At 55.0% G+C, this 23,159-nt stretch carries 23 protein-coding genes; 13 read left to right on the forward strand and 10 right to left on the reverse strand.

All coding sequences use genetic code 11. The annotated features are described in order from the left end of the window. Position 1: 1 nt before the first annotated feature. Positions 2-883: a LysR family transcriptional regulator gene (locus tag FFI95_RS04315; RefSeq protein ID WP_144821146.1), complete on the reverse strand. Its 882-nt coding sequence runs from the start codon at positions 881-883 to the stop codon at positions 2-4. A 95-nt stretch (positions 884-978) separates the two neighbouring features. On the opposite strand from FFI95_RS04315, the gene FFI95_RS04320 reads away from it, so the two are divergent. From FFI95_RS04320 to dctP, 9 genes are all read left to right on the forward strand, one after another. Beyond that, on the forward strand, positions 979-1,848 hold the full coding sequence (locus FFI95_RS04320) for a cation efflux transmembrane domain-containing protein (RefSeq protein ID WP_144821147.1): 870 nt from the start codon (positions 979-981) through the stop codon (positions 1,846-1,848). Between the two features lie 10 nt (positions 1,849-1,858). Then, positions 1,859-2,059, forward strand: a complete 201-nt coding sequence (locus FFI95_RS04325) for a DUF3565 domain-containing protein (protein ID WP_144821148.1) — start codon at positions 1,859-1,861, stop codon at positions 2,057-2,059. A 94-nt stretch (positions 2,060-2,153) separates the two neighbouring features. Beyond that, complete coding sequence (locus FFI95_RS04330) at positions 2,154-3,830, forward strand: methyl-accepting chemotaxis protein (protein WP_144821149.1); 1,677 nt, start codon at positions 2,154-2,156, stop codon at positions 3,828-3,830. Between the two features lie 118 nt (positions 3,831-3,948). After that, the gene (locus FFI95_RS04335) at positions 3,949-5,016 is read left to right on the forward strand and encodes a TRAP transporter substrate-binding protein (RefSeq protein ID WP_144821150.1); all 1,068 of its coding nucleotides are present in this window, start codon (positions 3,949-3,951) and stop codon (positions 5,014-5,016) included. 150 nt (positions 5,017-5,166) lie between these two features. Beyond that, complete coding sequence (gene potA, locus FFI95_RS04340) at positions 5,167-6,303, forward strand: spermidine/putrescine ABC transporter ATP-binding protein PotA (protein WP_144821151.1); 1,137 nt, start codon at positions 5,167-5,169, stop codon at positions 6,301-6,303. Continuing rightward, positions 6,287-7,147, forward strand: coding sequence for a spermidine/putrescine ABC transporter permease PotB (gene potB, locus FFI95_RS04345; RefSeq protein ID WP_144821152.1), 861 nt, complete (start codon positions 6,287-6,289; stop codon positions 7,145-7,147). Before potA ends, potB begins: the two co-directional genes overlap by 17 nt. Continuing rightward, positions 7,147-7,914 (forward strand): spermidine/putrescine ABC transporter permease PotC, encoded by a 768-nt coding sequence (gene potC, locus FFI95_RS04350; protein ID WP_144821153.1) that lies wholly within the window; start codon positions 7,147-7,149, stop codon positions 7,912-7,914. Before potB ends, potC begins: the two co-directional genes overlap by 1 nt. Further along, positions 7,911-8,951 carry an extracellular solute-binding protein gene (locus FFI95_RS04355; protein WP_144821154.1) on the forward strand — a complete coding sequence of 347 codons (1,041 nt, stop codon included), beginning with the start codon at positions 7,911-7,913 and terminating at the stop codon, positions 8,949-8,951. Before potC ends, FFI95_RS04355 begins: the two co-directional genes overlap by 4 nt. A 254-nt stretch (positions 8,952-9,205) precedes the next feature. Beyond that, entirely contained in the window at positions 9,206-10,222 is a 1,017-nt protein-coding gene (gene dctP, locus FFI95_RS04360) for a TRAP transporter substrate-binding protein DctP (protein WP_144821155.1), read from the forward strand. 111 nt (positions 10,223-10,333) lie between these two features. Here dctP and FFI95_RS04365 read toward each other — a convergent pair whose 3' ends face one another. From FFI95_RS04365 to FFI95_RS04385, 5 genes are all read right to left on the reverse strand, one after another. After that, complete coding sequence (locus FFI95_RS04365; RefSeq protein ID WP_144821156.1) at positions 10,334-11,617, reverse strand: TRAP transporter large permease; 1,284 nt, start codon at positions 11,615-11,617, stop codon at positions 10,334-10,336. A gap of 63 nt (positions 11,618-11,680) precedes the next feature. Beyond that, positions 11,681-12,313, reverse strand: a complete 633-nt coding sequence (locus FFI95_RS04370; RefSeq protein WP_144821157.1) for a TRAP transporter small permease — start codon at positions 12,311-12,313, stop codon at positions 11,681-11,683. Positions 12,314-12,466: 153 nt separating this feature from the next. Beyond that, entirely contained in the window at positions 12,467-13,012 is a 546-nt protein-coding gene (locus FFI95_RS04375) for an alpha/beta fold hydrolase (protein WP_144821158.1), read from the reverse strand. A 6-nt stretch (positions 13,013-13,018) separates the two neighbouring features. Continuing rightward, a complete protein-coding gene (locus FFI95_RS04380) occupies positions 13,019-14,011 on the reverse strand; it encodes an LLM class flavin-dependent oxidoreductase (RefSeq protein WP_144821159.1) in 993 nt (330 codons plus the stop codon). Positions 14,012-14,043: 32 nt separating this feature from the next. Then, positions 14,044-14,673 (reverse strand): metallophosphatase domain-containing protein, encoded by a 630-nt coding sequence (locus FFI95_RS04385; protein WP_144821160.1) that lies wholly within the window; start codon positions 14,671-14,673, stop codon positions 14,044-14,046. Positions 14,674-14,744: 71 nt separating this feature from the next. On the opposite strand from FFI95_RS04385, the gene FFI95_RS04390 reads away from it, so the two are divergent. Together FFI95_RS04390 and nhaD are read left to right on the forward strand one after the other, a co-directional pair. After that, the gene (locus FFI95_RS04390) at positions 14,745-15,503 is read left to right on the forward strand and encodes a putative 4-mercaptohistidine N1-methyltransferase (protein WP_144821161.1); all 759 of its coding nucleotides are present in this window, start codon (positions 14,745-14,747) and stop codon (positions 15,501-15,503) included. A 351-nt stretch (positions 15,504-15,854) separates the two neighbouring features. Next, positions 15,855-17,177 (forward strand): sodium:proton antiporter NhaD, encoded by a 1,323-nt coding sequence (nhaD, locus tag FFI95_RS04395; protein WP_246069380.1) that lies wholly within the window; start codon positions 15,855-15,857, stop codon positions 17,175-17,177. Positions 17,178-17,208: 31 nt separating this feature from the next. Here the strand turns inward: nhaD and FFI95_RS04400 are convergent, their stop codons facing one another. Continuing rightward, entirely contained in the window at positions 17,209-17,916 is a 708-nt protein-coding gene (locus tag FFI95_RS04400; protein ID WP_281288513.1) for an EAL domain-containing protein, read from the reverse strand. A 188-nt stretch (positions 17,917-18,104) separates the two neighbouring features. Between FFI95_RS04400 and FFI95_RS04405 the strand changes: the two genes are divergently transcribed. Next, positions 18,105-18,614, forward strand: coding sequence for a hypothetical protein (locus FFI95_RS04405; protein WP_246069381.1), 510 nt, complete (start codon positions 18,105-18,107; stop codon positions 18,612-18,614). Positions 18,615-18,674: 60 nt separating this feature from the next. Here FFI95_RS04405 and FFI95_RS04410 read toward each other — a convergent pair whose 3' ends face one another. After that, positions 18,675-19,016, reverse strand: a complete 342-nt coding sequence (locus tag FFI95_RS04410; protein ID WP_144821164.1) for a GreA/GreB family elongation factor — start codon at positions 19,014-19,016, stop codon at positions 18,675-18,677. A 238-nt stretch (positions 19,017-19,254) separates the two neighbouring features. Here FFI95_RS04410 and FFI95_RS04415 point away from each other — a divergent pair, with 238 nt between their 5' ends. Continuing rightward, positions 19,255-20,280, forward strand: coding sequence for a tellurite resistance/C4-dicarboxylate transporter family protein (locus tag FFI95_RS04415; RefSeq protein ID WP_144821165.1), 1,026 nt, complete (start codon positions 19,255-19,257; stop codon positions 20,278-20,280). On the opposite strand, the gene FFI95_RS04420 is transcribed toward FFI95_RS04415, so the two are convergent. Both FFI95_RS04420 and FFI95_RS04425 read right to left on the reverse strand, forming a co-directional pair. Next, positions 20,255-22,441: a heavy metal translocating P-type ATPase gene (locus FFI95_RS04420; protein WP_246069383.1), complete on the reverse strand. Its 2,187-nt coding sequence runs from the start codon at positions 22,439-22,441 to the stop codon at positions 20,255-20,257. The genes FFI95_RS04415 and FFI95_RS04420 overlap by 26 nt on opposite strands. 55 nt (positions 22,442-22,496) lie before the next feature. Then, the gene (locus tag FFI95_RS04425; RefSeq protein ID WP_144821167.1) at positions 22,497-23,153 is read right to left on the reverse strand and encodes a c-type cytochrome; all 657 of its coding nucleotides are present in this window, start codon (positions 23,151-23,153) and stop codon (positions 22,497-22,499) included. Positions 23,154-23,159: the final 6 nt, after the last annotated feature.

The following is a 23,159-nucleotide window of genomic DNA, read 5'->3' on the forward strand; positions in this document are numbered from 1 at the left end:
CTTATTCTACCGTTGTAAGGTACTGCTCAAGCTCCTCTGCCAGCCAGCCCACAACCGCACCGCCCTGTGCCTGTTCAGATTCCAGAGCGCTGAACACCTTCCACCAGCGAGCGCTGCGATGGTGGACAATGCTGAGTTTCTCCTGTTCCAGGGCCTCTGCAATTAGCGGTAATGGCAGGTCAGCCCAGCCGGCGCCATCAATCACTGCATCCCGGATCAGTTCATAGAGGGTGAAGGCCAGGTAATTGGCCGTTTCCGGGGACTCGGCTTCCAGCCGGTCGTTCTGCAAAAAAGCCAGTGTGACTTCTGTATAGCCGATGAGGTCGTCCTGAGTTACCCGTTTCAACTGGCTCAGAGGGTGATCCGGCGCAGCAACAGTGAGCATGCGCACATCCGCAAGTTCACGAAACCAGTGATAGCCTTCGCTCAGGGGTTCCGGCATCAGGCCATAAGCGACATCGACCGATTGGTTCCGGACCAGCGTTGGAAGCTCGCGGGGTGTGCCCAGGTACACGGAGAGGCTGGTTTGCGGGAACCGGATTTTAAGCCGGCGCAGTAGATCTCGCCACACAGGTTCTGGAATGGAATCATCCCGGGCGATCCGAAGTACAGATTCAGCGCCGCTGAGGTGGTGCTGGCATCGGGCAAAAATCTGCCCTGCTACCTGATCAAAGCGCCGGCAATCAGTCACAATGGCATGGCCGATGGTCGTCAGCTGAAGCTGATTGCCGCTGCGTTCAAACAACGCGACGCCTAGCTGATCTTCCAGTGCTGCCAGAGCGGTACTGATGGTTGTCCGGCTTCTTCCCAGCTCCCGTGCGGCGGCAGCAATCGTGCCATGGCGCACCACCGCCAGGAACACCCGGATCTGTGACGTTTTCATAAAAGACCTCCTCTGGTGACGGGTTTTCCGTCGCTCACCGACTCGTCCTGCTCAGTATACAGCGATAATATGCCGGTAATTCACGGGGGTTTAAAATGTTCAAGTTGATAGCGCGGGAAAATATGGCGCTGGGTGTGTCTGCGGTTGCTGCCGCTCTGTTCGCTGTCGCTGGGATAACCTGGGGGTTGTGGATTGATTCACTGGTTATTCTGTTTGACGGTGCGTATTCACTGGTAAGCCTGTTGTTATCGCTATTGTCACTGTACGCGGCGAGGATTGTCCGGCGCCCGGCGAACGAGAAATACCCGCTTGGTCGTGGCGCGGTTCAGCCTCTGGTGATTGCCGTTAAAGGGATGGTGATTACTCTGGTGTGTGTGCTGTCTCTGGCGTCTGCCGTTGCAGCCGTGCTTGAGGGCGGCCGTGCGGTCAGTGCCGATAAAGCTCTGGTGTTTGCCGGTGTCAGTGTTCTGGGCTGTGCTCTGGTGTGGCTGTATCTGAAGTGGGCGGAGGGGCGTGAGCCCTCTGGCCTTGTGGTTGCAGAGCAGCGCCAGTGGTTTATGGACTCTGTTCTTAGCGCTGCGGTTTTGCTGGGGTTTGGAGTGGCCTGGGGAATGGAACAGAGCACCTGGTCTGGCTGGGCTGTTTATGCCGACCCGGCCATGATGATTGCCATTTCCGTTTACTTCATAGTTGTACCGGTAAAAATGACCGTTGGCGCGGTGCGCGAGTTGATGCTTGCGGCCCCTTCGGCGGAGGTCACAGAGGAGGTTCATCGGGCCTTGCACGCAGTAGGGCTTGTGCCGGAGCAGGTGAGGATGGTCAAGCTGGGCCCGGATCTGATGATGGAAGTGAGCCTGCCGGCTGACTGGACTGGAGGTACCCAGCGTCTGAAATGGCGCCTTTTAAGGCAGCTTACTGGCCTGCCCGTGCGGCCGGCGATTTTCATTCGCAGCCTGGTCGGTTAACTTGGGCGGCATGAAACAGCCAATTATTGCTTACCATAAAGACGAAGAAGACCACTGGGTAGCCCGGCTTGCCTGTGGTCACAATCAGCATGTACGCCACACTCCACCCTGGGTTAACCGACCCTGGGTAACAACGGAAGCCGGGAGACGCTCCATGCTGGGGTTTGAGCTTGATTGCGTTAAGTGTGATGAGGGGGCGCCTGTTGACTAACGGCGTGCCGCACATGAATTTGTGTTCAAGATATCAGGCGGCCTGTCGATAAAGATAGAACACGAAACCAAAGAGCCCCCAAGGATCTGCAACAATGAATATTATAAATCGCCTGCGTATACGGACCCGGCTGCTATTAGCGGTTTTGATCCCTGTGTTGGTAACGGCCGTCATCGTTTCCTGGGTTTCTGTAGCGCAGATAAAAGCAGGCGGGGAAGCCGAGCTGGAACGCCTTGAATCAAGTCTTATGGAGTCCCGCAAAGATGGCCTCAAAAACCTGGTTGAAGCAGCGAAAGCTGTAGCGGTGGAGGCCAGGAATAATCCCGGACTGACAGAGCGCCAGGCCAAAAAGGCGGCTGCGGACAGGCTGCGGACCATCCGCTTTGAAGGAACTAACTATGTGTTTGCTTTCCACCGGTCAGGGGAGGCTGTTTCCTACTCGCCGGATCCATCTATCGAAGGCAAAAGCGCCGGACCTGAGTTCATCAGAGTATTGAGGCAACTGTTCCGTGCAGCAGAGTCGGATGGCTATTACGCCTATGACTGGCCCAATCCGGCCTCGGGCAATGAGGAGCCCAAAGTGAGTTATGCGACCGTTATACCGGAATGGGACTGGGTGATCTCTGCAGGTGTTTATGTAACCGACATACAGCAGCAGGTGGCTTCTGCTCGTACAAACATTGAAGAGAGCATCGCTGATACCCTCCGGTTTAGCATTCTGGTGACCCTTGTTGTGGTGGTCGCTTCAGTATTGATCGGCGTATTTGCCGGGCGAACAGTGACGCGCCCACTGGATAATGTCAGTAATATGATGCAGGAGATTGCTGATGGAGATGGTGACTTGCGTCAGCGCCTTCCGGAAGATGGCAATGATGAGCTATCAGAGCTTGGGCGTCGTTTTAATGGGTTTGTCATCAAAATACAGGAGACAATCCGTGAAGTGGGCTCAACGACAGACCAGGTTGCATCTGCAGCTGAAGAACTGAGTCGGGTAGCCAGTGATACCCATGCCTCAGTACAGGCACAAGGTACAGAAACCGATCAGATCGCTTCGGCCATCAACGAAATGGCGGCAACGGTTCAGCAGATTTCGGGCAACGCCAGCGAAGTGGAAGGGGCGGCTTCAGATGCTGATCGCATGGCTAAAGATGGTGGCCAGACCATTGCCAACGCACAGGGCGCGGTTAACCGGCTTTCTGATGAGATACAGGAAAGTGCCCACAGTATTAATGCACTTGCAGAGAAGTCCGATGATATCCAGAAAATTCTGGATGTTATTCATGCCGTGACAGAGCAAACGAATTTGCTGGCACTGAACGCTGCAATTGAAGCGGCTCGTGCCGGAGAACATGGACGGGGATTCTCAGTGGTGGCCGATGAGGTGCGCCAGTTAGCTCAGCGCAGTGCCGAGTCTGCGGACCAGATTCGTGAAATGATTGAAGGGTTTGTAAGCGAGTCCAGGCTGGCGGTTGATCGTATGAATAGCTCTCGTGAGGGGTCAACGGAGACTGTAGAGCGGATAAACCATGCAACTGATGCGCTGACAACCATAGAAACATCTGTTGGGCAGATACACGACCAGGTGGCCCAGATCGCAACAGCTGCGGAGCAGCAAAGCCAGGTGGCTGAAGAGATTAACCAGAACGTGGTGCGCATTGTTGATGCAGCCCAGCACAGCAATACCAGTGTTACTCAGACCAACGAGGCCAGCCAGGAACTGGCCAGGCTGGGCGAGAGCCTGCGGGGTCTGGTCGGTCAGTTCAAAGTGTGAGGGCGCAAGCGCCCTTACCCTTATTTTCAGGCCGCTGTTGGCGTTAAGCTGGCAGCAGGCTACTATTACGCACGTATAACAAAACAACCCGATACAAAAACCATAGATGGTGCGAACTATGACAACTCGCCTGTTCAGAATGGCTGCATTGACGCTGCTGTTTGCTATCAGCACGTCCGGCGTGGCGGCAGAAAAATATACGTTGCGGCTGGCACAGACCTGGGGCCCTAACGCGCCGGTTCTGGGTGAAACCACGGAAAATCTGGCGCAAATGGTTAAAGAGATGTCCGACGGCCGTCTGAGGATCCGTATCGACAGCTCCAATAAACACAAGGCGCCGTTTGGCATTTTCGACCTGGTACGTAACGGTCAGTACGATATGGGACATACCGCCTCTTATTACTACAAGGGCACCATCCCCAATGCCATGTACTTCACCACCATTCCCTTTGGCATGATTGCACCGGAAATGTACGCCTGGTTTTACCATGACGAAGGCATGGAGCTGATGCAGAAAGTGTATGAGCCTTTCGGTCTGTTGTCGTTTCCAGGAGGCAACACGGGCAACCAGATGGGTGGCTGGTTCAACAAGGAAATCAACTCGGTAGACGACCTTAAAGGCCTGAAAATACGTACCCCCGGATTCGCGGGCGAGGTCATGTCTGAACTGGGCGCTGCGGTGACCAACCTGCCCCCCGGGGAGCTGTATACAGCGCTGGAGCGTGGCACCGTTGATGCGGTGGAGTGGGTTGGTCCGGCCCTCGACTTCCCCATGGGTTTCCACCAGATTGCCAAATATTACTACTCAGGCTGGCAGGAGCCGGGAGCCGAGGTTCAGTTCCTGATTAATCAGAAGTCCTGGGAAGAGCTGCCTGAAGACCTGCAGGCAATCCTGCGCGTTGCCATGCGAACGGCGGCCTATGATATGTACATTCAGATTACCCACGAAAGCGGTGCGGCCTGGGATCGTATGAAAGAGAATTACCCGGACGTGACCCACAAGACGTTCCCGCCGGATGTAATCGATGCCATGCGTGACGCGACCAGCAAACTGTTGGCCGAGGCGGCTGAAGAAGATGATCTGGCTAAAGAAATCATCAACTCCCAGCATGACTATCTGAAACAGGTGCGTCAGTGGACCAATATTTCAGATAAAGCCTACCTGAACAGCATTGCGAACGATTGAGTCCCCGCTACTTGCACCCCGGCTATTGATTTAGCCGGGGTGCATCCATCGCAAAAAACCTTCAATATTATCGCGTAGAAACCCTGCATAACTCTTTTTATGCAGCGCGCTTTCTGAAAAAATACGCCGCTTACTCTTTGGGCAGAGCTGATGACTAAAGCACTCTTAACGCTGAGCGGGATCAGTAAGCAGTTTGATGGTAAAACCATACTGAATGAGCTCAGCCTTACGATTGGTGATGGTGAGTTTATTACGCTTCTGGGGCCGTCCGGCTGCGGGAAAACCACCTTGTTGCGGATGATGGCGGGTTTTGAGCACCCGGACCGGGGCTCGGTGACATTGTCCGGCACAGATATTACGCAGACCCCGCCGGAGAGGCGCCCGCTCAATACGGTGTTTCAGAACTATGCGCTGTTTCCTCACATGTCTGTGTTCGACAATGTAGCGTATGGCCTGAAGATGGAAAAGCGGCCCAAAACGGAAATACGCGAACGGGTTGAAGAAGCGCTTGCCATGGTGCAGCTCGAGGATTTTTCCGGACGTAAGCCGCATCAGCTTTCGGGTGGTCAGCAGCAGCGGGTTGCAATCGCCCGGGCCGTTGTCAAGCGACCAAAGATGCTTTTGCTGGATGAGCCTCTGTCTGCACTCGACTACAAACTGCGCCGCACCATGCAGGTAGAACTCAAGCGGCTGCAGCGGGAGTTGGGAATCACGTTTGTGTTTGTGACCCACGATCAGGAAGAGGCGTTGTCCATGTCGGACCGCATTGTTGTGCTCAAGGATGGGTATATTCAGCAGCTGGGCACACCCAGAGAAGTTTATGAGCGCCCGGCGAACGTATTTACGGCTCGTTTCATCGGGCAGACCAACTTTTTCCCGGGCCGGGTAACCAGGGTTGATGGCAAGCGTATCAGCGTGGATGTACTTGGCCTGAATCGGGAGCTGAATACGCCGTCTTTTCGTGTTTCAGTGAACCAGTTACTGCATGTTTTGCTGCGCCCGGAAGACATACGGGTGCTGGCGCCGGAGGATACTGAAGGTGTGCCTGGAAAAATTATCGAGCGTAACTATAAGGGCAGTACTCTGGATTCGGTAATTGAACTTGAAGATGGTCGGGAAGTAATGGCCAGTGAGTTCTTTGACGAGGACGATCCGGCTTTTGATTACAGTCTGGGCGAGCGTGTGCGGGTAAGCTGGGTTGATGGCTGGGAATGGTTACTGGCAGAAGAGAGCGATGAGCCCTTGACCGACGAAGAGGAGCTTGCGGCTGATGTTGCAGAGCATTAAGCAACAGCCCTTCCGGGCAGCTGTTCTGATGCTGGTATGGGGCTGGCTGCTGTTCCTTGTGCTTGCTCCCAACATGCTGGTGGTGGGCGCCAGTGTGATGACACGGGATCCTTCAACCTTCATTTCCCTGCCCCTGAACCTGGACGCTTACCGACAACTGTTTAACCCTTTGTACCTGGATGTATTTCTGCATTCGCTGTACATGGCAGCCATGACCACCCTGGTCTGTTTGCTGATTGGCTACCCGTTCGCCTGGGCGTTGTCTCACGTCGGAAAGCGCCGTCAGACCTTGCTGATTTTTCTGTTGATTGTACCTTTCTGGACCAATTCACTGGTACGTACCTACGCCCTCAAACTGATCCTGGCAACCAATGGCCTGCTCAACAGCGCGCTTATGTCGCTGGGGGTCATTGATGAGCCGGCCCGGCTTTTGTACACAGAAGGTGCCGTTATCATCGGGCTGGTGTATTTGCTGCTACCCTTCATGATTCTGCCGTTGTATTCCGTGTTCGAGGATTTGCGCCAGGACGTTCTGCTTGCGTCCCACGACCTGGGCGCCGGCCGTCTGGCCACCTTTAAAAATGTGATTGTTCCCCTGACTCTGCCAGGTGTGCTGGCCGGGGTTATGCTGGTTTTGCTGCCGGCTATGGGGCTGTTTTTTGTCCCGGATATACTGGGCGGTTCCCGAAACCTGCTGGTGGGCAATGTCATCAAGAATCAGTTTCTGGATGCCCGTAACTGGCCCTTTGGTGCGGCGGCCAGTATTGTTCTGACCCTCACCATGGCACTGCTGATTTTTGCCCATCGTCTGAGCAAACGTCATCTGGGCGAGGAGGGGGCGTAATGCGCTGGCTTTCCCGCAGCTATCTTGCGCTGGTCTATCTGCTCTTGTATGTGCCCATACTGGTGCTTGTGGTGTTTTCATTCAACGACTCCCGTACCGGCTACAATTGGGGCGGGTTCAGTCTGCGCTGGTACGAGTCGCTGTTCAGTAACCACGCTATGGTGCAGGCCATGTGGAATTCACTGTGGCTGGCGCTGACCGCGGCGACGGTATCGACCATCATCGGGGCACTCACTGCCCTGGCACTGCACCGCTATCGTTTCCGGGGCAAGAAGGTGTTGAACGGCATGCTGTTCGTGGTGATGATGTCGCCGGAAATTGTACTGGCAATTTCACTGCTGGGGCTGTTTATGCTGGTAGGGTTGAAGCTTGGGTATGTATCGCTGCTGCTGGCCCACGTTACCTTTTGTCTCCCCTTCGTAGTGATCACCGTTATGGCACGACTGAGCGGCTTTGATGAGCGCTTGCCGGAGGCGGCGCGGGATCTGGGTGCCAGTGAGTTCACCGTAACCCGCACAGTTCTGATCCCCGTTATTATGCCGGCATTAATGGCAGGCTGGTTGCTGGGCTTTACGCTTTCCATGGACGATGTTGTGGTGAGCACATTTGTCAGTGGTCCCGGTTATGAGATTCTTCCTCTGCGCATTTACTCAATGGTGCGTGTAGGGCTTAAACCCGAAGTTAACGCATTGGGTTCCCTGTTGCTGGTGTTTTCACTGGTGATGCTGATGCTGTCGCAATGGATTCTTTCAAGGAGCAAACAATGAAGAAAATCGCACTGGCGGGCCTTTTGGCCCTGGGACTGACGGGCTGCAGCTCAGAGGATTCACAGGTACTGAACCTCTATAACTGGTCGGAGTATATGCCCCAGGAGGTACTGACCCGTTTCCAGGAAGAAACAGGTATCGAGGTGGTCTACACCACCTACGACAGTAATGAGGCCATGTATGCGCGGCTGAAATTGCTGGACGAAAGTGCAGCCTATGATCTTGCCGTGCCGTCTACCTATTACGTGAGCAAAATGCGAAACGAAGGCCTGCTGATGCCGATTGATCAGAGCAAAATCAGTGGCTTTGACCAGCTGGATCCTGAACTGACATCTCTGGATATCGATCCGGATAACCAGTACAGCGTGCCTTTTCTCTGGGGCACAACCGGCATAGGGGTAGATACAGCCGATATAGAAGGGGATCCGGTAACCGCCTGGAAAGATCTCTGGGACGAGCGTTTTGAGGGCCGGGTGAACCTCACCAATGATATGCGGGAAGTATTCCACATGAGCCTGCGAGTACTGGGGTACCCCGGCAACAGTACGGATCCGCAGCAAATTGAAGAAGCCTATGAAAAACTGACCGAGCTGATGCCCTCAGTGCGCACCTTTAATTCCGACGCGCCACGCATGCCGTTTCTCGAAGGTGAGGCAGACGTCGGCATGATCTGGAACGGCGAAGCCGTTATGGGAAAGGACAGCATGGAATCCCTGGAGTACGTATACCCGGAAGAAGGCGTGATTGCCTGGCTGGACAGCTTTGTGATCCCGAAGAATGCCAAAAATCCGGACGCTGCGCACCAGTTCATCAGTTTTATACTTCAGCCTGAGATTGCCGCACTGATCAGCGAAGACATTGGTTACGCCACACCGGTCCTGCCGGCGAGAGAGCTGCTTGGTGAGGATGTGGCGGATGACCGCGCCAGTTACCCCACGCGGGACGACATGGTGAATGCTGAGTTCCAGACAGACATTGGCGACGATGCCCTGCAGGTTTATGCAAAGTATTGGGAAAAGCTCAAGTCTGGCCGCTAATGTGTCTTTCTTGCCATACGTGGCAGCTTTTGCCATTGTAAACAGTGTGTAGCCTTTTGTTAGTGCTATGCTAACAGGACAGCCGCCCACAGACGGCGGCCAATGAGCCCAAAATACAGACCGGACATGGCCTGACTCTTAATGGGCGGGGTAAAACGGGGCCAACGGGGATACGGAAATGGAAAGAGAGCCACGCGGAGTGTGCTGACGTTCTGTATCAATAATAACTATCCCGGTTTCCAGAAGGAGCAACTATGAAACTCTATAAAACATTGTGTCTTGCAACCGCAGTAGGTCTTGCGTCAGCGGCAACGGCTGCAAACGCAGAAACCTGGCGCTTTGGCCTCGAAGAAATCGAGGGCAGTGTGCAGGCCAGGTATGCAGAAGCATTCAAAGAAGCCATTGAAGACAAAACAGACGGCGACGTGACGGTGCAACTGCTTCCATACGGTAAGTGGGGGTCTTCTTACTCCGTCCTGTATGACGCCGTACAGAGCGGGTCACTGCAGCTTGCCTTCGGGTCGGGCGCTTTGGGCGGCACTGTGCCGGAAAGCCAGCTACTCAGCCTGAACTTTGTAATGCCGGCAGACCAGCTTGAAGCGGTTAAGGTGCTGAACTCGCCCGAGTTCCTGGAGAGTGACGCGTGGCAGCAATCATTCCGCCAGCGCGGTCTGGTGCCACTGTCAGAGCTGGCCGAGGGTTACCAGGTGTGGACATCGAACCAGTCCATTGAGACGCCTGAAGACATGGACAACCTCAATATTCGTGTAATGGATAACAGCCTGCTGCGTTCAACTTACCAGGCGTATGGCGCCTCACCGATCACAATTGCTTATGGCGAGCTCTACAGCGCGTTGCAGCAGGGTCAGGCCGATGCCAACATCCAGCCGGTGTTTGCGCATGAAGAAATGGGCTTCTATGAAGTTCAGGATTACATGATCTTTGCCAAGCAGGCCCAGTTTGTCGCTACCATGATGGGCAACCTCGACTGGTACGAAGGTCTTTCGGATGAACACCGTGAGATGATCAAGGAAGTGACCGCTGATCTGGTCGAAACAGGCCACGAGATCCAGAGCGAGTTTAACGAAAAGCGCCTGGATAAGATCAAGGCGGATAGTGATATCAAGATTGTTGAGCTCACAGACGAGCAGCGGGAAAAATTCCGTGAACTGGTGAAGCCGGTTCGTCAGACCTTTATTGATGAAGTCGGGGAGAACGCCAAGAAGTCCCTGGACATTCTTCTGGAGGCCTACGGCGACGCCGAGTCTTAATAATACCCCCAAGGCTCCCGCGCCTACAGACAGCTGGAGCCGTTAAATAAAAACCCCGGTTATTCATGCCGGGGTTTTTTTATTGCTGGCGTTCAGGCAGTTTGCTGGCCGTCAATCACCACCGATTGACGGCAGGAACAACGATATCTGCGGGAACCAGATCAGCAGGAACGTGGCCAGCAGCAGAATGAACACGAAAGGCGGAGTGCCACGAATCACATCCAGATAAGGACGGCGGAACACGGCGATGGCGGTGAAGATATCACAGCCAAAAGGTGGTGTTGCAGAGCCAATGGCGGCCTGCAGGGTTACGATCACACCCACATGAATCGGGTCCAGGCCGGTAGAAACCACCAGGGGCTTAAAGATAGGCACCAGGATGAGAATCACGACGATCGGGTCCACAAACATGCAGCCCACAAAGAACGCGAGCGCAATCAGCAGCAGTGCAAGGATCTGGTTGTCACCGACACTTTCGATAACCGGCCCAAGAAGCTGCTCGGGAACACCGGCTGTTCCCAGTGCCTGAGAAAACGCGGCACCGATCGACACCAGTATGAACACAACAGCAGTAATCAGCCCGGTAGACAAGGCCAGGCCCGGGAGTTCACTGATGGCGACCTTACGATAAATCACTACCTCGAGGAGCAGGGCGTAGGCCACGGCCACCGCTGACGCTTCAACCGCACTGAAATAGCCGCCATAAATGCCGCCAACCACAAGAACCGGGAAGCCCATAGGCAGAATGGCTTTACGCAGAGCGCGGAAGCGCTCTCCCCAGGAAGCACGGGGATCCGGCTCAATGCCTTTGATGCGTGCACCAATATAGCAGTAGATTGAAAACATCAGGAGAATAAGAATGCCTGGCAGGATCCCTGCAAGAAACAGGTCGCCGATTGAGGCTTTCATCACCACGCCATAAATAATAAATCCGATACTGGGCGGAATCAGCAAAGCGATATCACTGGCGTTAATAATCAGGGCCAGCGCAAAACTGTCGGAATAGCCTTTTGCCAGTAATCGCGGACGCATGGGCCCGCCCATGGCAACCACTGTCGCCTGAGTGGAGCCGGAAACCGCACCAAAAAGGGCGCAGGAGGCAGCGGTTGTTATAGGCAGGCCGCCACGTACGTGACGTGTAAATGAATCAACCAGATCAAGCAACCGGTTGGCTGTGTGACCTTTTGTCAGAATGTCGGCGGCGAATATGAACATGGGCACTGCTGCAAGCACCCAGCTTCCTACGCCCGACACCATCCAGCTGATGGCCTGGTCCGGGCCGAAAAACGTCATGTCCGTAAACATCATGAACAGTGTGCCGACTGCAAGGGGGACCATCATCGGAAACCCCAGAAGCAGCAGTACAACCATCGTTATTATTAGCAGAGTCAGCATTATCTCCCCCGGATCAGTCCTTTGTGCGCTTAATATACATAGTGGTTATTGATAACCAGACCGTCAGGGACCCATCGGGCCGTCGGGCGTATGGGTTTCACCACTGTCATCCAGCGGCAGTTCAGAAAACTCTTCTTTTTCACTGAACGAGCGGTAAATACCTTCGCTGAACAGGTTGCGCAACGTAGTGAGAACATACTGAATACCGGCAAGCGTAAAACCAATAGGCAGAGCCAGGTTAATGGTCCAGAGGGGGATATTCAGAGAAGAGCTGACACGTCCTCGCCCGTACAGCGCCATATCGTATTGGGCTGATTTATAGGCAAAGTAGAACATGAGAATAGCTGTGCCTATACACAGGGTAATCATCAGGATCTTACGTGGGCGATCGCCGAGCATGTCGTAAATCGCCGACATCCGGATATGCCGTGCGCAACGAGCGGCGTATCCGACCCCCACAAAGGTGATGATGATAATGAGCATCTCCGTGACTTCGTAGGTGCCTGGAATTCCCCGGTTGAACAGGAGGCTCCCTACCACGTGCGCACTCATGAGCAACGCCATTGCCAGAACGCATACGGATATGACGGTTTTTTCTATCCAGCCAAGGCTCTTGTCAATGGAGTTAAGTGCTGAAAGGAAAGCGTTGTGTTTCTTGGGTGTGTCTTGCTGACCGGCTTTGTCCGTTTCCACCATGTCTCGTCCCGTTTTGTTCGACGGCCATTAGCGCTGCCATTGTGGCGGGCTGCGCCGCTAAGGAAGCCAAGGGCAGGGCTGAGCAATAGCCCCGGCTTCGGCTTGTACGTACTTTTAGGGTACAGGCATCCGGATCCCTTCGCCACCTTGCATTTAATGATAGTACGCCTGCTGGCCAATGCCAGCTCTGGAGAGGAACGCCGCAAACTCATCCAGAACCCTGTCCAGACTGTCTGCCAGGCGATGACCATCAGGCAGCAGCAACATCGGGATTGCCTGCTGTTGAGCCAGCTCTATAACCGGCCCTGGGGGGACAACGTCGTCATCCCAGCCGTGCACAAGCTGTGTATGTGTAGCCTGAATATGCGGGCTGGATTGAGGGTAAGCCGGCATAGCCAGGGCCGGCGCCAGGAGGAAACATCCGAGAACCGGGGTGTTTGCACTGGCTTGCGCGCATACCCAGCCGCCCATGCTCGACCCCGCCAGAATCACGTTTTCCGGCGCGGCGCCGCTTTGACGGATGGCTTCTTCCATCTGGGCAAGGCGCACTGAAGGGTCCTTGGTGCTTCTGTGGTCAATGGCGTGCGCCTGAACGTTATCAAACCGTTCGGCCAGAGTCTTTAAAGCCTGAACCTTGGTGCCGCCGGGGCCACTCTCAAGGCCATGGGAGAGAAAAATATGCGTTGTTACCTGGCTCATGGTCTGTCAGTCCTGCCGGGCCTGGTTGAGAATATCCAGGGCGTGGCGGCGCTTTTCAGGGTCGTAGATATCCACAGTGAACATCAGCTCGTCGACACTGACGCTTGCCAGTAGTTCATCAAGCTGGCTTTTAATGGTGGCTGCGTCGCCGAGTAGCTGCAGACCCAGAAAGTCCTGCACAGTCGCTTTCTCTCCCGCGCTCCAGAGTCCGTCCATGGAGTCTACGGGGGGCTTCATCCACAGAGGTTGTCCCCGGAAGAGTGACAATATGCGCTGGTAACTGGTTGTCGCCAGATATTCAGCTTCAGGCACCGAATCGGCAGCGACAGCCGGAACGGCCAGCATGGTATAGGGCTGTTTTAATTGCGCTGAGGGCTGAAAGTTATCCTGGTAAACCTTGATGGCTTCGCGATACAGCCGCGGTGCAAAGTGCCCGGCAAAGGAGTAGGGCAGGCCACGCATGGCGGCCAGTTGTGCACTGTACAGACTGGAGCCGAGCAACCATACAGGTACATTGGTGCCGGCGCCGGGAATCGCTTTTACAGGCTGCCCGGGCTGTAAAGGTCCCAGCAGGGATTGCAGGCGTGCTACGTCGTCGGGAAACTGTTCTGCCCCCAGTCCATCACGGCGCAGGGCACGAGCGGTAACCTGGTCGGTACCAGGGGCCCGCCCCAGGCCCAGATCAATACGGCCCGGGTAGAGACTTTCCAGGGTTCCGAATTGCTCTGCGATTACCAATGGCGGATGGTTAGGCAGCATCACGCCACCGGAGCCGACCCGCATGCTGTGCGTATTGCCGGCGATGTGGCCGATAAGAACCGACGTGGCCGAGCTGCTGATGCCTTCCATATTGTGGTGCTCAGCCAGCCAGAACCGGGTGAAGCCAAGTTTCTCGGCGTGCTGGGCATAGGCCACGCTGTTGGCCAGCGTCGTGCCTACCGAGTCACCTTCGCGAACCGAAGCGAGTTCCAGTAATGAGAATTCAGGATAGTTGGACATGGTGCTCCAGAAGTACGCCCTCGTGTTGCTGCTCAGAGATCAACAACAATCGGAGGGTTCAGAGGTTTGAATTGGCCATTACAGGTACTGGCATTGATGTACCGGCAGTCATCGATGATCTCCTGGCCGTGACCTTCGTGTATATGTCCGAAAATATGGAGTTTAAGCTCCAGAGTTTCAACCTTTGCCGCCAGATCTTCACAGCCGGGCCTCAGGGTTCCTTTTTGGGTGTCGACCCGGTCGAGAATTCCTGCCGGAGGCCCGTGGGTGATCAGTATATCGGTCGCCTCCGGAATTTTCGCCCAGCGTTTAGCCAGAGGTTTGCCACGCTTCAGGTTAAAAGCCCAGTTGAAGAACACCGGGGTCCAGGGGCTGCCCCAGAAGGTCAGGCCTTCCAGCTCAATGGCGCTGTCTTCAAGGTAGTGGGCATGACGCACCCGGGAGCGAGCCTCTTCGGGGTCGTCCTCAAAGCACCAATCATGATTGCCGGCGATCAGAATTTTGTTGGCATGGGGCAATTCCGCAAACCACTGGTCCAGGTCTTCCAGCTCTCTCAGGCTGCCAGTGCCGAGGCTGTCTCCGGCGTGTATCAGCAGATCTCCATCCGGTACATCAACCTGTCGGTGCATACTGTGGGTGTCGGAAATGCAGACTATTCTCATAGTTGGGTACCCGGCTTTCGGTGTCTCTGTGGCATGTTATGATAACGAACACGACTATAAAGGAAACCATTGTGCAGAAAAGCGCCTTTTATGAAGACGATGGAACCCTGACCCAGTACCTGGAGTTCCATTATGGTGAGCAGTGGCATGGTGAAGCTAACTTCCCGAGAGCGCTGGCCCTGGCGGCAATCGATGCCATGGATGGCCGGGCGCTGAACCGGGCTTTGGATATCGGCTGTGGTTGTGGCCGCAGCAGTTTTGAGCTTGCCCGGGCATTTGCGCAGGTTGATGGCATCGATTTCTCCGGCAAATTTATAGAGCAGTGCCAGAAAATGGCCCGGGACAAGATGGTTCGCTACGCGCGAACTGAAGAGGGCGCGCTGGTAACCCCCCAGGAGCGTTCGCTGGAGTCCCTGGGTCTGGAGCACACGGCCGAGCGGGTAGCTTTTCATCAGGGCGATGCCTGCGACCTCGGGGCTGAGTTTACCGGTTATGACCTGGTGCTTGCCGGCAACCTTATTGACCGGCTTTACGACCCTTCACTTTTTCTGACCCGTATTCATGAGCGTTTGAACGATGACGGGTTACTATTGGTCGCCTCTCCCTATACGTGGCTGGAAGAGTATACGCCGCGGGAGAAATGGGTAGGCGGCTTTCAGAAGGAGGGTGAGGATTACACCACATTTGATGGCCTGTGTGATCTGCTGGCGCCTCACTTTACGTTGCTGATAGAGCCCCGAACACTGCCTTTTGTGATTCGGGAAACCCGCAACAAATTTCAGTACAGCTTTTCTGAGCTGACAGTCTGGGAGAAAAGACGAGCGGGTTAGTCAGGGAAAGCTGGCGGGGGAAGGCTTGAATAGCCGGAAGTACGGGTAATTATTGAACAATAATGGCTTGCGGCAGATCTGGATCAAGTCCCTCTGACCAAAAGTATGTTCTGCTGTACCTATCCCGATTAATAATACTTTCCCCCAAACTTTTGAGCAGGAACCATGACAGAAAACAGCAGTTCGGAAAAATTACCCGTCCGGCGAAACCACAAGCCCGCCGTTATCCCCAAGGGGATCCTCACAACAGTAATAATGAGCCTTTTCGCAATATTCATAGCTGGATTCAGTCCCTTTGCAAGTGCTGCTGAATCCACTGTTCAGCGATTTATCCACCACCCGGTTGGCTACATGGCCCTTACGATATTCGTAATTGCCTATCTGTTTGTAATGCTTGAGGAAAAGTTGCATCTGCGCAAATCAAAACCTGTATTACTGGCAGCGGGTCTGATCTGGTTTCTGGTGGCGGGTGCAGCCGCTATGACTGGTGATACGGAAAGCGCAAACGCAGCGCTACAGCATAACTTACTCGAGTATTCTGAGCTTCTGTTGTTTTTGCTGGTTGCCATGACGTATATAAATGCTATGGAGGAGCGACAGCTTTTTGATGCACTGCGCGCCTGGTTGGTGAGTAAAGGCTTCAGCTACCTCAGCCTGTTCTGGATTACCGGCATACTGGCATTCTTTATCTCCCCCATTGCCGATAACCTGACCACCGCTTTATTGATGTGTGCGGTACTGATGAAAGTGGGCGAGAACACCCCCCGTTTTATTGGTCTTGGCTGTATTAATATTGTCGTTGCAGCAAACGCCGGAGGCGCTTTTTCACCGTTTGGTGATATTACCACCCTGATGGTCTGGCAGAAGGGTGTGGTGGAGTTTACCGAGTTCTTCCGGCTGTTTGTTCCCTCAGCCGTCAACTACCTTGTACCTGCTATTATCATGAGCTTCGCCATTCCAAACGTGCCCCCGAAGAAAGCCTCTGAGCCAGTGGTTATGAAACGCGGCGCCCGCCGCACGGTGGCACTGTTTCTGCTAACCATCACCACAGCAGTTCTGGGGCATAATTTCCTGCACCTTCCTGCGGTGGTTGGCATGATGATGGGGCTGGCATACCTGCAGTTTCTGGGATATTACCTGCGCGTCAGCTTCAAGCGTGGCGTGGCCCGTGAGCGGGTGTGGGCAGAAAGCCATCAAAACACCCGTCTGCTTAAGCGGCTTGACACTGCTGTCCCCTTTGACGTGTTCAACCCTATGGCCCGCGCCGAGTGGGACACTCTGTTGTTTTTCTATGGCATTGTGTTGTGTGTCGGCGGGCTTGGCTATATCGGCTATTTGTCGGAAGTATCTCAGATTCTGTATAACGACTGGAACGCAACCGGAGCCAATATTGTGGTTGGGGTGCTATCGGCCATTGTCGACAACATTCCGGTGATGTTTGCCGTACTTTCCATGGAGCCCGACATGTCTCATGGGCAGTGGTTGTTGGTCACACTGACAGCCGGTGTGGGTGGCTCAATGTTGTCTGTAGGCTCTGCTGCTGGTGTGGCTCTTATGGGGCAGGCCCGGGGTTATTACACTATGATGTCGCATCTGCGCTGGACGCCGGTTATTGCTCTTGGGTATGTGGCCTCAATCGCTGCGCATATGTGGCTTAACGCGGGTCTGTTCTAACCATTTGCCCGCTCCTGCAATTCAGCCAGCATTATGGTGCTGGCTGATTCGTGGAGTGGAAAAGGTTTTGCAACGCCTTTGCAGGCATAGGCTTTCCGAAAGCCCATCCCTGGGCTCTCTTGATTCCCATTGATCGTACAACAGATGCCTGAGCGGTTGTTTCCACACCCTCAGCAACCACTCTCATGCCTAGCTCGTTCGCGATTTGTATCATCAATGGAACCAGGGTGGCTCCTAGGCCACCGGTTTCAATATCAAAGATAAATGCCTGATCGATTTTCAGAATACCGGCGCCTAAATCCCGGACTTTGGATAGGTTGGAGTAGCCGGTGCCAAAGTCGTCAATGGCCAGCTCAAAGCCCTGTTCGCATAGCCAATCAATGCATTCCTTTGCAGCCCTGGTATCCAGCTCCTCGCTTTCGGTCACTTCAAGCACAATGTGGAACCGGGAGGCAGCGAGATTCAGGGTGCTATCCGCGTTTTGTAACCGGCTCTGAGCAATATCGGAAGGGAACAGGTTAATACTTACCTTGAAGCCGTTAGGCAGGTCACCATTTGAGTCCCGAAATCTAGCCAGCACTTCGCATCCGACTACCTTACCACTCTCCAGATCCACAATGGGTTGGTACAAAGGGTAGAAAGCGTTTTGCACAAGACCTTTGCGGATTCGGAATTGCGGGGTGAGCCGATTTGTCAGGATCAGCCAGGCGACAAGGCCGGAACCAGCAGCTAGCGCCAACCCAATCAGAACCAGAAAGGTGACAACTCCAATGTTGCGACTAATGACATCTGGAAGCCGTGTTTCTGTACCCGCGCAGTAGGGTGTGGTGTTGCTGCATGCCTCAGAGTAAACCGTGGTTGGAGACAGGACCTGCCCCGGGCTTTTATTGAGATTACGGAATACTCCAGTGTCGCCGAAGGCAGCGTGTGTGCCCAGACTGTCATCGCGAAAGACCCGTTCCTCCTGATCTGGAAGGCGGAGATGATACCCGCGGGCAGATCTTTCTCCCCATCGGCCCCAAGGCGCGCTATCTCAACAAAGACCATACGTATGCGAACGGCACCGTATACAACCAGCTGCAATACATGGCAGAAGGTGGCTTGCTGGCGGGCTTGCCTTCTGACTTTCAGCGAATTGAAAAAACGCCAGTGTTCAATGATGAAGTGTCACTTGCAGCTCTCAGTGCTGACGAGTTGAATGACGCCGCGCGGGCGTATCTGGACATCAACTGTGCCCATTGCCATCGCGGGTCAGATCTGACGCTTCCAGCGGACTATGCCGGACCGGCAGGCAGCAATGGTGTGCAGTTAGAGTATAACCGGGACTTTGCCAGTGATCCCTGGCAATCCGGACGACTCGTATCTGTTGTTCCGCATGAAAACGATAGACAGTCGCCACAAGATGCCGGAGCTTGCCCGGAACACCCAGCACCATGAGGGAGTCGCGTTGATCAACAACTGGATTGATCTTTTGCCTGCGGCAGGTTGCTCGCCCGGTTAAACCGGGCGAGCGGCGTTCGAGACTTTCAGCACTACGGCATGGCCTTCTTCGTTGCTGGCTCCAAGCTTTACCACACTACCTGGCTTGGTGCCCAGCAACACAAGCCCGAAGGGCGAGCCAATGCACACGTCTTCTTTGCCCGCCTCGGGGCAGGCGCTGTTGTCTGTCAGTCGGAATGTAAGCACTGAAGAGTCCAGGCAGTTGATCAGTGTGACCGTACTGTTGATCCTGGCTGTATTTTCCAGTGGCGCAACGGGATCTCTGTAAATTCTTCCCAGTTTGGCATTAAGCGTATCGATATCACGTGAACCCAGGTTAAAGCCCGCATTCATCATCATGTCATTTACTCAGTCTGGTTAGATAAACAGCCCCTTCGCTTGAATCGCCGGCACCATAGCACCTTTGTAAATAAAGACAAGCAGGGCCTGAAGGCGCTTATCTGCACATGAGCCAGCGCAAGTCGTTACCTATGAAGAGGCGCTACGGCAGACTAAACTGCAATCTGATTTTTGGACGGTGGCTGTGAAAGGTAAAGAGGGCGGCTACTCTTAGAAAGAAAGCCATAACGGGGTGGGTATGACGCATAATCTGGAGAGTTTATCACCGGCTTACTTCGGCATGGTGATGGCGACCGGAATCATCTCTATTACTGCCCACCTGCTGGGTTTTGATGGTATTGAGAAGGGTCTGTTTTATCTGAATCTGGCCTTTTATGTGCTGTTGTGGGTCGCCACAGTGGCTCGGTTCTGGTTATACCGGCGCGAATTTCTGCTTGATGTTATCGATCATCTCCGGGGCCCGGGGTTTTTCACCCTTCCGGCGGGCTCCAGTGTTCTCGGCAGTCAGTTTATTATACTGACTGATTACACCACGCTGGGCCGGGCCCTCTGGGTTCTTGCCATTGTGCTCTGGCTGGCACTGACCTACACCATTTTTACAGCATTTACGGTAAAAGAAGAGAAGCCGTCTCTGGATAAAGGCATTACCGGAGGGTGGTTACTGGCAGTGGTGGCCACTCAATCGATTGCCGTACTGAGTGCGCTGGTTGCGCTAGACATGCCGCAGCCCTATAAACTGGGGGTGAACTTTCTGGCGCTCTCCATGTGGCTCTGGGGCGGCATGCTGTATATATGGATGATGTCGCTGATTTTTTACCGCTATACCTTTTTCAGGTTCTCGCCAGGCGATCTGGCGCCTCCTTACTGGATTAATATGGGGGCTATGGCCATTTCCACCCTGGCCGGCTCCTTGCTTATTATGAACGTAAAGGACGCACCTTTTCTGGATTCGTTGCTGCCGTTTCTGAAAGGTTTTTCAGTGTTTTACTGGGCAACCGGAACCTGGTGGATACCCATGCTGTTCATTCTGGGTATCTGGCGGCATGTGTATAAGCGTTTTCCGCTGGAATACGATCCATTATATTGGGGGGCGGTGTTTCCCTTAGGTATGTATGCGGCCTGCACCCACGAAATGGCCAAAGCCCTGGGCTTTCACTTTCTCGATTTCCTCCCGGTCAGTTTCTTCTATCTGGCGCTTGTGGCCTGGGCGGTGACCTTTTTCGGGCTCCTGCGATCCCTCAGGCCGTCGCAACTGAAGGGGTAATGTTTTCAGAATCTTCGGCGACAGTCCCGGGAATTTTGTTTTGAATGCGCAGGCTGTTGAGCAGCACGCAGAGGCTGCTCAGAGACATCGCAATGGCTGCTATAACCGGCTGAATCCAGCCCATCACAGCCAGAGGTATCACCAGGGTGTTGTAACTGATTGCCCAGAACAGGTTCTGGTGCATCAGCTTGCGCGCCCGCTGCGCCAGTTGCAGGGTCGCCGGTACGGCGGCAATGCTTTCGGTCAGGTAAACCGCCGCCGCTTCACCAGTGGCTGGTGCGGCACTGCCGACGGCGATACCGAGTCTGGCGCCTGCCAGCGCCAGGCCGTCGTTCAGGCCGTCACCCACGAATACCGCATTCACCTGCTTTTCAAGGGTCTCAACAAAGCGTTGCTTTGCTTCCGGGGAATAGCCCGAGAGCACGTGTTTTCCGGGTATACCCAGACGTTCTGCCAGTTTCAGGCACGCATTGCGGGTGTCGCCACTGAGCAGATACACCGCGTAACCCTGATGAATCAGCGTGCGCACCGTCGGGCCAGCTTCAGGCCTCAGGGATTCCTCAAAGCTGACTTTCCCGGCGTACTGGCCATTGTGAGCGATGTGAATGTTCATGCCTGTATCTTCTGTAACAGGCACGTTAATTCCTTGCTCGCGCAGCCACTCCGCCCGTCCGGCTAACGCGGTATCGGCGCCGCGTACCCAGCGGGTTCCGGCACCGGGAATGCTTTCCCAGGTGCCTCCGGTCGTACCGGGCAACTGCTCAGAACCCTGCGCCCACAGTCCCTGGGCGACTGGGTGTGAGGACTCCCCGAGAATGGTCCGGGCCAGTTGCAACAGGGTGTTGTTGTGCCATGGAGCTTTAGGGGCGACAGAGCTCACGGTGGGCGTGCCTGTGGTCAGAGTTCCGGTTTTATCGAAAATAACCGCCCCCACTTCGGCTGCGGCTTCCATGGCCGCCGGGTCGCGCAGGACAATACCGTGATTAACCATGTGGGCATGACCCATGGTAATAACCAGTGGAATGGCGAGACTGAGCGCACAGGGGCAACTGATAATCATCACCGCCAGCCCACGGGCGGCGGCTTCGGGCACTGGAGCGCCCTGGAAAAGGGCAAGGCATGTAGCTATGGCAGCCGCCACCAGAATGACAGGCAAAAGAATCCGGGCAATGCGGTCGGTCAACCGTTGCAATGTCGTTTTACGGCTGAGCAGGGCGCTTATCGATCGTGACAGACTGTCGATGCGCCGCTGGCCGATTCCCGCGGTTATTGCCAGCTCTACTTCACCTTCCACCAGCTGGCAACCCGCAAGTAACTCTGCACCTGGCTTGAGGGGCTGGGGCAGGTGCTCTCCGGTGAGCATCGATAAGTCGGCCTGGCCCTGGCCGTGTATAACCTGGCCATCCAGAGCCACTTGTTCACCGGCCCGGAGGACAATGCGGTCGCCGGTTTGGATGTCACGGGCAGCACAGGTTTCCAGGGTGCCATCAGGCGTTTTAAGAGTGACTTCATCGGGCACTTCCTGAAGATAACGGCGCACAATCTCCGAGGCGCGGCGACGTACCGTGGTATCCAGCAGTCGTGCCACCAGCTGAAAGGTGATCAGCATAACGGCCGCATCAAAGTAAACATGGTGGTTGCCTGAGGCAAGTTGCCAAACCGAGATCATGGCAGCGGCAAATACTGCCAGAAATATCAGGCTGTCGAGGCCGGGGGCGCCGGCTATAAGTGTGCGCCAGCCCACGCGGTAGAAGTGGGAGCCAGAGTAAGCCAGCACCGGCACCGCGAACAGGCCGCTTGCAACTGCCAGCGGCCAGAGCATTCCCGGCTCAACGGCTCCGAGGGGGGCCAGATAAAGCAGCAAGGCCGGCATCATGCTCCACATACCAAAGACAACAGCGACTGCCAGGCGTCTTTGCAGGAGTTTGCGAGCCATGTCTGCCTGGTGCTGGCTCCGGTCCGGGTCGACAGAGTCGTGCAGGCGATACCCCAAACGGGCGACCGCCTGTTGGAGACTGGCAAGCCGGGGCTTGTCCTTGTCCCAGCAGATCATGGCCACATCGGCTGCAAAATTAACCGCAGCGTCTGTAACGCCCGGCTGTTTTTTCAGCAGAGCTTCAACGGCAATCGCACAACTGCCACAGCGCATCCCCTCGATCATCAGAATTTCCTGATGTGGGGACTCCTGCGCTGTACTCTCATGATTGCCGGGCATCTCAGGGTTCTCCGAAAACCTCCGTCAGCTCTTCGGCTGTCCAGCTTCCACGCTCGCCGAAGCGCTCTTTGTGTTCGCTTACGGTTTCAGGGCTGATCTCGCTGGCATCATTACCCCATTGGCTGCGGGCGTAACTCAGGACAGCCGCCAGTTCGGCGTCAGAGAGCTGGGCACCGAGGCCAGGCATAACACCTTCAAAGGTGTTGCCGGCTACTTCAATCTGACCCTGCAGGCCATCATGGACGATAGCCACCGGAATTTCAGCATCTGCCTGCAGCCATTCACTACCGGCCAGTGGCGGGAAAGCGCCTGGCACTCCTTGTCCATTAGCCTGATGGCAGGTGCTGCACTGAGCACTGTAAATGCTGGCCCCATCCGGTTTGGCCTCCGAGCCTCCTGTGTCAGACCCGCCGGCAGTGCCGGAGGTCTCGGAGCCGGAGCTGTCTTCAGACACAGAGGTCTGCGGCGCCGATGCTTCTGCCACGGGTGTGCGGCTGTCACCACCCAGCAAGGGCTTACCAACCTGCCAGGCGTAATAGCCTACCCCCCAGATAATCAGTATGACAATCCAGGCCAGGACGATTTTCGGAGTGGCACGTGTGCCTTCTTCGGGTTCAGGCGCTTCTCGGTGCTGAGCGCGATGATCAGTCGGGTTCATGGCGCA

It is taken from the genome of Marinobacter piscis, from assembly GCF_007671655.1.
Taxonomy (GTDB): Bacteria; Pseudomonadota; Gammaproteobacteria; order Pseudomonadales; family Oleiphilaceae; genus Marinobacter; species Marinobacter piscensis.